Genomic DNA, 13140 nt, shown 5'->3' on the forward strand with positions numbered 1-13140 from the left:
TTTTTCCATGTTTAGTCGTAAAGTTAAAAATACAATCGATAGCCTGATCGGCGTATCCAGCAGCATTGAGGGCAATCTGCACTTCAAAGGCGGCTTGCGCATCGACGGCCATGTGAAAGGCAATGTCATCGCAGACGTGGATCAGTCCAGCATGCTGGTCATTTCCGAGCAAGCGAAAATCGACGGCGAAGTGCGCGCCGGGCATGTGGTCGTGAATGGGGAAATCAATGGCCCGGTGTTTTCAACCGAATTGCTGGAATTGCAGCCGAAAGCGCGTATCTCGGGCGATGTGCACTACAAAGCGCTGGAAATGATGAACGGTGCACTGGTGTCAGGTAAATTGACCCATGAGCAAGCCGCAGAGCCGGTCTTGAAACTCGCCTCATCGCATAGCTAAGAGTAGCTTAAGACTTAGCCGCGTCAAAACACGTAGATCGATATAGGTCTATAATGAAGCCTTGTCAGAACAGTAGGAGCACGAAATGAATGCCGTAGCCGAAATGCCAGCACCGATTATTTTTACTGAAAGTGCGGCCGCCAAAGTGGCGCAATTGATTGAAGAAGAGGGTAATCCCGATTTGAAACTGCGCGTCTTTGTCCAGGGGGGCGGATGCTCGGGTTTTCAGTACGGTTTTACCTTCGATGAGATCGTGAATGAAGACGATACTGCCATGACCAAGAACGGCGTGCAGTTGCTGATCGATTCGATGAGCTACCAATATCTGGTCGGTGCCGAGATCGATTATAAAGACGATCTGGAAGGTGCGCAGTTTGTAATCAAGAATCCGAATGCAACAACGACTTGTGGTTGCGGATCTTCGTTCTCAGCATAAAGCGCAGGTATAAGACAACAAAGGACGCTACGGCGTCCTTTTTTTACGCCTGAAATAAATTCAGTGCATTGTTGCGCAACAATTCATCACAAACCGGATTGCTTTGATTACACTAATCAAAGCTGATCTCATTGATCTTGAAGAGCAACGCACACTATGGGAATTTGCGATGGAACAGACGATAGACACGGCAAGCCTGCAACAGGATAAGCAGTCGCCCCCAGTACCACCAGTGCAGCCGCATCTGGCAGCGTCGGCGCATCTGCAAAGGCAGCGTGATGTGGTCGCCGCTTTACGCGCGGTACTGCCTGAACGCAGCGTCTTGTTCCAGGAAGAGGACACCCGCCCCTATGAGTGCGATGGCCTGGCGGCCTATCGCCAGTTGCCTATGGTGGTCACCTTGCCGGAAGACGAGCAGCAGGTGATTGCGGTGATGCATATTTGCCGCCAGCTTCAGGTGCCGATCGTGCCGCGCGGCGCGGGTACCGGCTTGTCCGGCGGTGCCATGCCGATGATTGACGGCGTCGTTTTATCGACGGCCCGGCTGAATAAAACTCTCAAACTCGATGCCTATTCACGTACCGCGATCGTGCAACCGGGGGTGCGTAACCTGGCGATCTCGGACGCCGTCGCCGGGCTTGGTTTGTACTATGCTCCCGATCCCTCTTCCCAAATCGCCTGCACCATCGGCGGCAACGTCGCAGAAAATTCCGGCGGCGTGCATTGTCTGAAATACGGGCTGACTGTGCATAATGTCCTGCGTGTGCGGGCAGTCACGATAGACGGCGAGATCATCGAGCTGGGCGGCGAAGCGCTCGATGCGCCCGGCCTTGATTTGCTGGCGGTCTTCATCGGCTCGGAAGGCATGTTGGGGGTGGTCACGGAAGTCACCGTCAAGCTCGTCCCCAAGCCGCAGGCTGCGCGCGTCATCATGGCGTCCTTCGACGATGTGGTCAAAGGCGGCAATGCCGTGGCGAATGTGATCGCGGCCGGGATCATCCCGGCCGGATTAGAGATGATGGACAAGACTTCGTCGCGCATGGTCGAACCTTTCGTCAAAGCCGGCTATGACGTAGATGCGGAAGCGATTCTGTTATGCGAGTCCGATGGCACCGATGAAGAAGTCGAAGAAGAAATCCAGCGCATGAGCGCGGTGCTGGAACGGGCCGGCGCCACCGCGATCGCGGTTTCGACCAGCGAGGCGGAGCGGCTGAGATTCTGGTCCGGACGCAAAAATGCGTTTCCTGCTGCGGGACGCATATCGCCCGATTATTACTGCATGGACGGCACCATTCCCCGCAAAAATTTGGCTCAGGTCTTGCTCGGAATTGCCGCGATGGAGCAAAAGTACGGCTTGCGTTGTGCCAACGTGTTTCATGCCGGCGACGGCAATTTGCATCCTTTGATTTTGTTCGATGCGAATAAGGAAGGCGAATTCCATCAGGCGGAATTATTCGGTGCCGAGATTCTGGAATTATGCGTCGAAGTGGGCGGTACGATTACCGGCGAACATGGTGTCGGCATAGAAAAAATTAACTCGATGTGCGTGCAGTTTTCGAGCGCCGAACTCGATGCCTTCCGTGCCGTGAAGCGTGCCTTCGACACGGCATTTTTATTGAATCCGGATAAGGCGATCCCCACCTTGCACCGCTGCGCCGAGTATGGCCGTATGCATGTCAAGCGCGGACAATTGAAGTTTCCTGATTTACCGCGCTTTTAGGAGTGCCATATATAAAGGCGCATATTTCATGCGCCTTCTGGCCTGAAAATGACTGAAAACCCGCACCGATATTGCGGATTCAGTTTTAAATATGATGCGAAGTAGAGACTGTACGATCACCGGAAAATGAATGAATCCTGATATGGACAATATCCTGCAAGAGTTTCGCGATCGCATCTTGGCGGCATCGGCGGATCAGACGCCGTTATGCATCCAGGGTGGTGCCAGCAAAAACTGGTATGGACAAACACTGCGCGGCGATCTGCTGGATACCCGTGCGTATACCGGCATCGTCGCGTATGAACCGACGGAGCTGGTGATCACCGCGCGTTGCGGCACGCCGCTGGCCGAGATCGAGGCAGCACTCGCTGAACAACAGCAGATGCTGGCATTTGAGCCGCCGCATTTTGGCGCGACCGCGACGTTTGGCGGCATGGTGGCGGCGGGTTTGTCAGGGCCACGCCGTGCTGCGGTAGGCGCGGTCAGGGATTTTGTGCTGGGGGCGAATTTGATGGACGGGCGCGGCGAGTTGTTATCGTTCGGCGGCCAGGTCATGAAAAACGTCGCGGGCTACGATGTGTCGCGTTTGCTGGCCGGATCGCTGGGTAGCCTAGGCTTAATCACCGATATCTCGATCAAGGTCTTGCCTAAACCTTTTGCTGAAACGACCCTGGTTTTTGCCTTGTCAGAAGCCGATGCCTTGACCAGACTGAATCAGTGGGGCGGTCAGGCCTTGCCGATTTCGGCCAGTGCCTGGCATGTCGGCCGCCTGATGCTGCGTCTGTCCGGTGCGGATGCCGCGGTGCGTGCGGCGAAACAGAAATTGGGCGGCGAAGAAGTCCATGATGCGACCCATTACTGGTCTGCATTGCGCGAGCAAAAACACGAATTTTTTGCGCAGGATGAAGAGCACGGCTTATGGCGTTTGTCCTTGCCGTCAAGCGCCAGGCCGCTGGCCTTGAGCGGCAAATCGCTGATCGAGTGGGGCGGGGCGCAGCGCTGGTTATTCAGTGACGAGCATCCGCAACAGATTCGCGCTGCGGCCGCTCAGGCCGGCGGTCATGCGAGCTTGTTCCGGGGCGGCGATAAACGTATCGGCGTGTTTACAGCGCTGGCACCGGCAGTCGCCAGAATTCATCGTCATTTAAAAAATGCATTCGATCCTTCAGGTATTTTTAACCCTGAACGCATGTACCCCGATTTGTAATTTTTCAAACCTATTCTATGCAAACCAATCTCGCTGATTTCATCAAGGACACCCGTGAAGGCCAGGAGGCAGAAGAGATTTTGCGCAAATGTGTACATTGCGGCTTTTGCACGGCGACTTGCCCCACTTATCAGTTGCTCGGCGATGAACTGGATGGTCCGCGCGGACGAATTTACCTGATTAAGCAAGTATTAGAGGGCAAGCAGGCAACCGTAAAAACCCAGCAGCATCTGGATCGCTGCCTGACCTGCCGCAATTGTGAATCAACCTGCCCATCCGGTGTGCAATACGGACGCCTGCTCGACATCGGCCGCCAGGTGGTGGAAGATCAGGTAGCGCGGCCATTAGGTCAGCGCCTGATGCGCTCCGCGCTCAAGCAGGTATTGCCGCGTTCATCGATTTTTAATCCGGCGATGAAGCTCGGGCAAGCGATGCGTCCCATACTACCTAAGGCCTTGCAAAACAAGGTACCGGTGGCGCAGCCGGCAGGCCTTTGGCCGCAGACCCAGCATGCGCGCAAGATGTTGTTGCTCGATGGTTGCGTGCAACCGGCGATGTCGCCCAACATCAACGCCGCGACAGCCCGCGTACTCGATGCGCTGGGCGTGCAATTGATCGTCGCGCCGAAAGCCGCTTGCTGTGGCGCGATCCGCTTTCATCTGAATGACCAGGACGGCGGCCTCGACGATATGCGGCGTAATATCGATGCCTGGTGGCCCTATGTGGAAGAGGGGGCCGAAGCCATCGTCATGACTGCATCAGGCTGTGGCGTCACAGTCAAAGACTATGGCCATCTGCTGGCACACGACAGCGCGTATGCCGAAAAAGCCCGCCGCATCTCCGGCATGACCCGCGATCTGAGTGAAATTTTGCCTGACTTTGAGACTGAACTCGTCAAAAAAATAACAGGGAAAATAGCGAAAAGAATCGCCTGGCATCCACCCTGTACCTTGCAACATGGTCAGCAAATTCGCGGCAAGGTAGAGGGACTATTATGTCAAATCGGCGTCGATGTACAACTCTGTGCAGACAGTCATTTATGCTGCGGCTCTGCCGGGACTTATTCGGTATTGCAGCCAGCATTATCGTACCAGTTGCGGGACAATAAATTGCAGAATCTGGCGGCGACCGGTGCGGAGATGATACTGTCGGCAAACATCGGATGCCTCACGCATCTGCAGTCGGGCACGGATACGCCAGTGCGCCATTGGATAGAGTTGATCGATGCTGGTTTGCAGAGTCCGGGTCAGGACCAATAGCAGCGCGCTATTTTCGCCGGATCTGGCTACTCAGCCACTACGGATAGCGCAGAAAAAAGAGCCTAATCTCAACACGGAGTCACAGAGAAAAAGCGAAGAGTTGTTTTAAATTTACTTCGCGTTTCTGCGACTCTGTGCGGAGAGATTTTTGGGCTGTTATTTCTGTTGATGGACGCTTATTCGGCTAACAGTTTTTCGATGTCGGCGATCAGTTCCGCCGGTGCCGTCAGCGGCGCATAACGATTGAAGACGGTGCCGTCTTTTTTTACCAGGAATTTGGTGAAATTCCATTTGATCGCTTCGCTGCCCAACAGGCCGGGCGCTTTGGATTTCAGGTATTGATACAGCGGATGCGCGTCTTTGCCGTTCACATCAATTTTGGCGAACAGCGGGAAAGTCACGCCGTAATTTTTTTCGCAAAAGGCGCCGATTTCATCTGCGCTACCCGGCTCTTGATGGCCGAACTGGTTGCATGGGAAGCCCAGCACTTCGACACCTTGATCCCGAAACTGCTGGTACACCGCTTCCAGCCCTTTGTACTGCGGCGTGAAACCGCAATTGCTTGCGGTATTCACGATTAACAGCACTTTGCCCTGATACTGTTTCAGGTCAACCGGCTGGCCTTGCAGGTTGTCTGCATTGAAGTCGAGTATGTTCATACAATTCCCAGGTGAGATGTGCCTGCGCTGAGGTCACGGTTTTTGGCGTCTTTACCTTTCAGCATAATCGCCAGACGCAATTCATTGACGGAGTCGGCATTGCGTAAAGCGTCTTCATACGTAATCAAGTCGGCTTCATGCAAATCAAACAGCGCCTGGTCGAAGGTCTGCATCCCGATTTCACGGGATTTTTTCATGATCTCCTTGATTTCGTGGACATCGCCTTTGAAAATCAGGTCGGACACCAAAGGCGAGTTCAGCATGATTTCAATCGCCGCACAACGGCCTTTTTTACCGCGCAGCGGGATCAGGCGTTGTGAAATAACCGCCTTTAAGTTCAGCGATAAATCCATCAGCAATTGCGCACGACGTTCTTCCGGGAAGAAGTTGATGATACGGTCCAGCGCCTGATTCGCACTATTCGCGTGCAGGGTAGCCAGGCACAGATGGCCGGTTTCTGCAAAGGCAATCGCAAAATCCATGGTCTCGCGGTCGCGGATCTCACCGATCTGGATCACATCCGGCGCCTGGCGCAAGGAGTTCTTCAGCGCAGCGCCCCAGTCGTCGGTATCGATGCCGATCTCACGCTGGGTAATGATGCAATTGCCATGCGGATGCACATATTCAATCGGGTCTTCAATCGTAATGATGTGGCCGTAGCTATTCGCATTGCGGTAACCCAGCATTGCCGCCAGGGAAGTGGATTTGCCCGAGCCGGTTGCACCGACCATGATGACCAGGCCGCGCTTGGTCATGGCGACATCTTTCAGGTGCACCGGCAGGCCAAGCTCTTCCATGGTGGGAATTGCGGTGGTGATGGTACGTAATACCATTCCGACCCGGCCCTGCTGCATGAATGCGGAAACGCGAAAACGCCCCATGCCGGCCGGATTGATCGCAAAGTTACATTCCTTAGTCGATTCAAAAGCTGCCGCTTGCTTATCGTTCATGATGGCGCGCGCCAGATCGATGGTGTGCGCCGATGTCAAGGGCTGGTTCGATACGGGCGTCACCTTGCCATCGATTTTGAACGCCGGAGGAAATTCTGCGGTGATAAATAAATCTGAGCCATTCTTGCTGAGCATCAAGCGCAGTAAGTCGTGCATAAATTTGGTAGCCTGATCGCGTTCCATCTTGGTACATCCTTCATTCAAACTGAATCGGTAGAGAAAGTTTTCTGCCGCACATTAGCCTGGGAAATTGTCCGGCGTTTTTGCCGCTGCCCGCGCAGTGCCGACCGAGATGACATTGCGCTTGACCAGATCGGTCAGGTTTTGATCCAGAGTCTGCATTCCCATATTGCTGCCGGTCTGGATTGAGGAATACATCTGGGCGATTTTAGCTTCGCGAATCAGATTGCGAATCGCCGGTGTGCCCAGCATGATTTCATGCGCTGCGACCCTGCCTGTGCCGTCCTTGGTTTTCAACAGGGTTTGCGAAATCACGGCCTGCAGCGATTCGGACAACATCGAACGCACCATTTCTTTTTCTTCTGCCGGGAATACGTCGACGATACGATCGATGGTTTTTGCGGCGGATGAGGTATGCAGGGTACCAAATACCAAGTGGCCGGTTTCGGCGGCAGTCAGGGCGAGGCGGATGGTTTCCAGATCGCGCAACTCACCCACCAGGATGACGTCGGGATCTTCCCGCAAGGCCGAACGCAGCGCGTTGTTGAACGACATGGTATGTGGCCCGACTTCGCGCTGATTGATCAGGCATTTCTTGGATTCGTGGACAAATTCGATAGGATCTTCGACTGTCAGGATGTGGCCGTACTCATTTTCATTGACGTGATTGACCATCGCCGCAAGCGTCGTTGATTTGCCTGAACCGGTTGGTCCGGTAACCAGCACCAGGCCTCGTGGTTTGAGCGAGAGCTCAGCAAAAATGCGCGGGGTATTCAATTGTTCCAGGCTAAGGATTTTGGACGGAATTGTCCGCATCACGGCGGCGGCACCGCGTTCCTGGTTAAAGGCATTTACACGGAAACGTGCCAGACCTGGGATAGAAAAGGAGAAATCGCATTCCAGCGTCTCTTCATACGCCTTGCGCTGCGAGTCATTCATAATGTCGTAGATCAGGCCATGCACATCTTTATGTTCAAGGGGTGGCAAATTAATGCGTCGCACATCGCCATGCACACGTATCATAGGCGGCAAGCCGGATGACAGGTGTAAGTCGGATGCGTTGTTCTTGACGGAGAACGCGAGGAGTTCTGAAATGTCCATTTATAATTCCGGTGATGAAATGATTTGCGGTGGCGAGCACAGAACTCTGATGCAATCGCACTGATCAACCTACAACTTACGCAAGATTGGCGAGACTTTTCATTTGAATCGAGTCCCAGCCAGGTTGCAGAATCAAGTATCTCGATTATGTCCTTAATATCCAGCAACTTGCAAGCCGTGCGTGCTGATTTAGGCGCTGCTGCATTGGCTTGCGGTCGTGATCCGCGGCAGATTCAACTTTTGGCGGTCTCCAAGACCTTTGAGGCGCAGGCGGTGATCGAAGCCGCTGCTACCGGGCAACAGGCATTCGGCGAGAATTATCTGCAGGAAGCCTTGGAAAAAATGCAGTTAGTGCACATGCTTGCACCTGATTTATTGCTTGAATGGCATTTCATCGGGCCGATACAAAGCAATAAAACCCGACAAATCGCTGAGAATTTTGACTGGGTGCACTCAGTCGATCGAGATAAAATCGCCAATCGCCTGTCAGAACAACGGCCTGCAGGCAAGCCTGCGCTGAATATCTGCCTGCAAGTGAATATCAGCGGAGAGACCAGCAAAAGCGGCGTCATGCCGGACGACGCATTCGCGCTGGCAATGCAGATTGCGCAACTACCCGGTTTGCGTCTGCGCGGTCTGATGGCCGTGCCTGAGGCCAGTGATGACGAAGCGCAGCAGCGTTTGCCATTTCGTCAGTTGCGCGAATTGCAAGAACAGCTGCAAACCGGCTTGCGCCCTCTGGGCGTGGTGCTAGACACATTATCGATGGGCATGAGTGCCGACATGCACGCGGCGATTGCCGAAGGCAGTACGATGGTCCGCATAGGATCGGCGATTTTTGGAAAAAGAGCATATGCAAAGTAAATTGAAAATAGCGTTTATCGGCGGTGGCAATATGGCCACTGCCTTGATCGGTGGTTTATTGCCGGATGTGACTGCGCCAGAATATCTGCATGTAGTGGATCCTCATCAGGAATCGCTGGACAAATTAGTCCGGCAATTTGGTGTCGCCGGTGCATTACAGCTTGACGCCAGCATCGAACAAGCCGACATCATCATTTTGGCGGTGAAGCCGCAACAACTCAGGCAGGTCGCAGCAGCGCTCGCGCCTTATCTATCCGGGCAGTTGGTATTGTCGATTGCAGCAGGTATCCGGTCAGTAGATATCGCGCGCTGGTTAAACGGTTATAACAAAATTGTCCGCAGCATGCCGAATACGCCCGCCTTGATCGGCAAAGGCGTTACAGGTTTGTATGCGACCTCGGGCGTATCGCCTGAACAAAGATCCGCAGCCGATCACATTATGCAAGCGGTGGGATCGACCGTGTGGCTGGAAGACGAATCTTTAATCGATGCAGTGACCGCGGTCTCCGGCAGCGGTCCGGCCTATGTCTTTTATTTTATCGAAGCGATGCAGCAAGCTGCGCTTGAGCTCGGTTTGCCGGCAGCGCAGGCGATGCAATTGGCGCTGGCGACTTTTGACGGTGCGACCCGGCTCGCACTGCAATCGGCTGAACCGGTCGCGGTGCTGCGCGACAGAGTGACTTCCAAAGGCGGCACTACCTATGCAGCGCTGACCAGCATGGAAGATCACGGCGTCAAGGCGGCGATCATACAAGCGGTCAAGGCCGCCGCCGCACGCGGCAAAGAGCTGGGAGATGAGTTCGGTGCCCAGACTTAACTGAGCTGGTATTAATCCCGCTTGGGAGCGGCAGCGTTTTTCAATACGGGAGCAAGGTTTTGCCAGAGATTCCAGGCGACCAGTCCTGTTTTAAGCAATCGCCACATACGACCTGGTTTAATGATGATGGTGGCGATGGCAAAGCCGATGCCGATTGCCGGTTGTTTTTTGACCTGCCTGGCGACCTGCAAGCCCAGGTCGGCAAATTGCATCGATTGCTTTAGCTGTCGGCCATGTTCAGCAATGACGTCGCGCTGAGCCTGTGTCTGTGACAAAAGCTGCTTGCGACGTTCTGCGAGTTGCCGTCTTAGTGTAGACATGATTTCAGAGTGATTCGTCGGTATGGCTGCTACCACGCAATGCCGACGCGTCTTTGCGTAACTCAGCCAGAGTGTTGGCCAGCAATCGGGGTTTAGTCAGCATGTTGTGCCGCAACCACCAGCCCAGGCCAATCGCCGCGCCGGAAAATACCGCCAGCAAAGACAGCAGCACGACCATGCGATAGCTGTCCCAGAATGCGGCGATCAGTAAGAGTATCAATAGCAAGACCGCGACACCGGCGCAAAACAAGGCGACCAGCGACCACAATAAGTAAGCGGAAAAACGCGTGAGTTCTTCCTCTACCTCTACCGACATTAATTCCAGCCGGGTGTGCAGTATGCCGATCAGCGTAGCGGCTAAACGGGCGACGGAATCAACGATCGCCATCGTCTATTTACGACCGATAAGCAAGCCGACCAGCAGGCCAACGCCAGCAGCGATGCCGGCAGACTGCCAGGGATTTTCTTTGACATACACATCGGTCACATGCGCGGCATCTTTTGCCTTGGTAAGCACCGCTTCTTCCAGGCGCGCGATCTCGGCTTTGGTATTTTTCAGCGTGTGCTCGAATTTGGCTTTAGCGGATTTATATCCTTCACCGGCTTGCTGTTCAGAATTTTTCAATAATTCTTCTGCATCGCGGATTACCAGATTTAAATCATGCATCAATTTTTCTTTATGTTGTTCTGCTGAGCTCATGGTGTTTCCTTTCAAGAGTTAATTGGAACATCTGCTAAAGACAGCGTGGGAAATTGCTTTACATCCAGGCCTGCATAAGTTCAAAGCATGCGCAAGCCATAGCCATGCGATATAACAGACGCCTGCCAACTACTTTAGTGCATAGTCTAGTGCGATACCAGCAAAAATCGCCGCGCCTAGCCAGTTATTGTGCCGAAACGCCTTAAAACAAGCCAGGCGCTCCCGGTTGCGGATTAAACGGTAGTGATAGATTGCACAAATACAGGCGACAACCAGTCCGGCGACGAAGTAATAGCGTAACCCCTGCTGCCATCCGACCATCAGGATCAGGGAAAAACTGACGGCATAGCACAACATTACAGCCAACACGTCATATCTGCCGAAGGTAATGGCTGAGGTACGGATGCCGATCTTGAGATCATCGTCTCTATCGACCATCGCGTATTCCGTGTCATAAGCGACGGCCCAAAAAATATTCGCGATCAACAAGATCCAGGCTAGCGGCGGCACCGTATTTTGAATCGCGGCAAACGCCATCGGAATCCCAAAGCCGAAGGCAATCCCAAGATACGCCTGCGGGATCGCAAAAAAACGCTTGAAATAAGGGTAACTGCCCGCGATCAACACTGCCAACACCGAGAGTTGCTTAGTCAGTGTATTCAAAGGCAGTATCAAGGCAAACGAGATGAGAGCCAGCAGGGTTGCCACCATGATCGCCTCCCAACTGGCAATTTTGCCGCTGGTGACGGGACGCTCTGCGGTGCGCTTGACGTGCTTGTCGAAATCGCGGTCAGCGTAGTCATTGATCGCGCAGCCTGCCGAACGCATCAAGACAGTTCCCGCGCTAAAAATCAAAATCAAGCGCCAATCCGGCTTGCCGTCTGACGCAATCCAGAGCGCGGCGAACGTAGGCCACAACAGCAGTAAAATTCCGATGGGTTTATCAAGGCGGACCAGTTGAAAATACAGTTGAACTCGTTGAGATATCATGCGTTTCGATTTTTATCGTTATCAGTGTCGTTGCCAGGAGACAGATCGCCGGTTGGCGAAGGCAACATCGCTAAAAAATGAAATTATAAATGCTATCTATACATGGCAACAGCGACAATGCTATGGTAGCGCAGTCGTCATAATCCAGCGGTAAAATGGCAGCGATCAAAGCTATCGTCAAACTCAGTAAGCCGGTTCAGAACAATCACAAAGTGAGACAACCATGAAATTCAAATCGAATGCCGTCATTTTGGCACTCCTCGCTACAACTTCACTGTGCGGTTCCGCACATGCGGTCACCGAAATCAGTTGGTGGCACTCGATGACCGGGGTATTGGGTGAGCGCGTCACCGGACTCGCGGAGCAGTTTAACAAGAGTCAGTCCGACTATAAGGTAGTCGCCGTCTACAAAGGCAGTTATGACGAAGCCATGGCAGCCGCCATTGCCGCGTTTCGGGCAGGGAATGCGCCGCATATATTGCAAGTATTTGAAGTCGGCACTGCAACCATGATGTATTCCAAAGGCGCGATTAAGCCAGTCTCCGAAGTCATGAAACTCGCGGGGGAACAATTCGATGCCTCGGTGTATATCCCCGCGGTGGCCGGTTATTACACCTCACCGAAGGGTGAAATGGTGTCTTTCCCATTTAATAGCTCGACCACGGTGTTTTATTACAACAAGGATATGTTCGCCAAGGCAGGCATGAATCCGGACAAGGCGCCGTCCACCTGGCAGGAAGTCGTGGCCGCCGCCGCACGCTTGAAAGCGAATGGCGAAAAATGCGGCTTCACGACCGGCTGGCAAACCTGGGTGCACCTGGAAAGCTTCTCGGCCTGGCACAACGTCGAGTTTGCCTCCAAAGCCAATGGCTTCGGCGGCCTGGATGCGCGTCTGAAGTTTAATAGTCCTTTGCATGTCAAGCATATCGAGAATATGGCGAACTGGGCGAAACAAGGTTACTTCACTTACGCCGGTCGCAAGAATGAGCCGGAAGCGAAGTTCTATTCAGGCGAATGCGGCATGCTGACTTCATCGAGTTCGGCTTACGGCAGTGTCAGCAAAAACGCCAAATTCAAATTCGCGGTCGCGCCTTTGCCGTATTACTCCGACGTCGCCGGTGCGCCGCAAAATACGATTATCGGCGGTGCCTCCTTGTGGACCATGAACGGTAAAAAGAATGAGGAGTACAAGGGCATCGCCAAGTTTTATAAATTCTTATCGCAGCCGGAAGTCCAGGCGAAATGGCATCAGGAAACAGGCTATCTGCCGATCACGAATGCGGCCTACGAGCTGACTAAAAAATCGGGTTTTTATGACAAGACGCCGGGTCCGAATGTCGCGGTCCAGCAAATGATCGTCAAGACTACCGATAAATCGCGCGGCATTCGTCTGGGGAGTTTTGTCCAGATACGCACGATTATGGATGAGGAGCTGGAGTCAGTCTGGGCAGGCAAGAAATCTGCCAAGGAAGCACTCGATACTGCCGTTGCACGCGGCAATGAGTTATTAGAGCGCTTTGAAAAAGCGAACAAATAAAAA

15 protein-coding genes are annotated in these 13140 nt (G+C 53.5%); 8 read left to right on the top strand and 7 right to left on the bottom strand.

The genetic code is table 11. From position 1 onward, the window contains the following. The first annotated feature begins 7 nt into the window (after positions 1-7). From LPB67_RS01250 to glcF, 5 genes are all read left to right on the top strand, one after another. Positions 8-397, top strand: a complete 390-nt coding sequence (locus LPB67_RS01250; protein WP_262835248.1) for a polymer-forming cytoskeletal protein — start codon at positions 8-10, stop codon at positions 395-397. Positions 398-482: 85 nt separating this feature from the next. After that, positions 483-833, top strand: a complete 351-nt coding sequence (gene erpA, locus LPB67_RS01255; RefSeq protein WP_262835249.1) for an iron-sulfur cluster insertion protein ErpA — start codon at positions 483-485, stop codon at positions 831-833. Between the two features lie 169 nt (positions 834-1002). Continuing rightward, a complete protein-coding gene (locus LPB67_RS01260; RefSeq protein WP_410482707.1) occupies positions 1003-2553 on the top strand; it encodes an FAD-linked oxidase C-terminal domain-containing protein in 1551 nt (516 codons plus the stop codon). Positions 2554-2683: 130 nt separating this feature from the next. Next, positions 2684-3760, top strand: a complete 1077-nt coding sequence (glcE, locus tag LPB67_RS01265; protein ID WP_410482686.1) for a glycolate oxidase subunit GlcE — start codon at positions 2684-2686, stop codon at positions 3758-3760. Positions 3761-3777: 17 nt separating this feature from the next. Beyond that, positions 3778-5019, top strand: coding sequence for a glycolate oxidase subunit GlcF (gene glcF / locus LPB67_RS01270; protein ID WP_262835251.1), 1242 nt, complete (start codon positions 3778-3780; stop codon positions 5017-5019). Between the two features lie 176 nt (positions 5020-5195). Here glcF and LPB67_RS01275 read toward each other — a convergent pair whose 3' ends face one another. The 3 genes from LPB67_RS01275 to LPB67_RS01285 are packed head-to-tail and all read right to left on the bottom strand — an operon-like array spanning position 5196 to position 7909. Further along, a complete protein-coding gene (locus LPB67_RS01275; protein ID WP_262835252.1) occupies positions 5196-5678 on the bottom strand; it encodes a glutathione peroxidase in 483 nt (160 codons plus the stop codon). Then, positions 5675-6811, bottom strand: coding sequence for a PilT/PilU family type 4a pilus ATPase (locus LPB67_RS01280; protein ID WP_262835253.1), 1137 nt, complete (start codon positions 6809-6811; stop codon positions 5675-5677). The genes LPB67_RS01275 and LPB67_RS01280 overlap by 4 nt, the downstream gene beginning before the upstream one ends. A 54-nt stretch (positions 6812-6865) precedes the next feature. Further along, a complete protein-coding gene (locus LPB67_RS01285) occupies positions 6866-7909 on the bottom strand; it encodes a type IV pilus twitching motility protein PilT (protein WP_262835254.1) in 1044 nt (347 codons plus the stop codon). A 147-nt stretch (positions 7910-8056) separates the two neighbouring features. Here LPB67_RS01285 and LPB67_RS01290 point away from each other — a divergent pair, with 147 nt between their 5' ends. Next, positions 8057-8773, top strand: coding sequence for a YggS family pyridoxal phosphate-dependent enzyme (locus LPB67_RS01290; RefSeq protein WP_262835255.1), 717 nt, complete (start codon positions 8057-8059; stop codon positions 8771-8773). Next, positions 8763-9590, top strand: coding sequence for a pyrroline-5-carboxylate reductase (proC, locus tag LPB67_RS01295; RefSeq protein WP_262835256.1), 828 nt, complete (start codon positions 8763-8765; stop codon positions 9588-9590). Before LPB67_RS01290 ends, proC begins: the two co-directional genes overlap by 11 nt. A gap of 11 nt (positions 9591-9601) precedes the next feature. Here the strand turns inward: proC and LPB67_RS01300 are convergent, their stop codons facing one another. From LPB67_RS01300 to ubiA, 4 genes are all read right to left on the bottom strand, one after another. Beyond that, positions 9602-9910 carry a YqjK-like family protein gene (locus LPB67_RS01300; protein WP_262835257.1) on the bottom strand — a complete coding sequence of 103 codons (309 nt, stop codon included), beginning with the start codon at positions 9908-9910 and terminating at the stop codon, positions 9602-9604. Positions 9911-9914: 4 nt separating this feature from the next. Beyond that, positions 9915-10298, bottom strand: coding sequence for a phage holin family protein (locus LPB67_RS01305; RefSeq protein WP_262835258.1), 384 nt, complete (start codon positions 10296-10298; stop codon positions 9915-9917). Between the two features lie 3 nt (positions 10299-10301). Next, positions 10302-10610: a YqjD family protein gene (locus tag LPB67_RS01310; RefSeq protein WP_262835259.1), complete on the bottom strand. Its 309-nt coding sequence runs from the start codon at positions 10608-10610 to the stop codon at positions 10302-10304. 129 nt (positions 10611-10739) lie between these two features. After that, on the bottom strand, positions 10740-11600 hold the full coding sequence (gene ubiA, locus LPB67_RS01315; protein ID WP_262835260.1) for a 4-hydroxybenzoate octaprenyltransferase: 861 nt from the start codon (positions 11598-11600) through the stop codon (positions 10740-10742). A gap of 223 nt (positions 11601-11823) precedes the next feature. Between ubiA and ugpB the strand changes: the two genes are divergently transcribed. Beyond that, positions 11824-13137 (top strand): sn-glycerol-3-phosphate ABC transporter substrate-binding protein UgpB, encoded by a 1314-nt coding sequence (gene ugpB / locus LPB67_RS01320; RefSeq protein ID WP_262835261.1) that lies wholly within the window; start codon positions 11824-11826, stop codon positions 13135-13137. Positions 13138-13140 lie beyond the last annotated feature (3 nt).

Origin of the sequence: Undibacterium sp. Jales W-56 (assembly GCF_025548535.1) — a bacterium.
GTDB lineage: Bacteria > Pseudomonadota > Gammaproteobacteria > Burkholderiales > Burkholderiaceae_D > Undibacterium.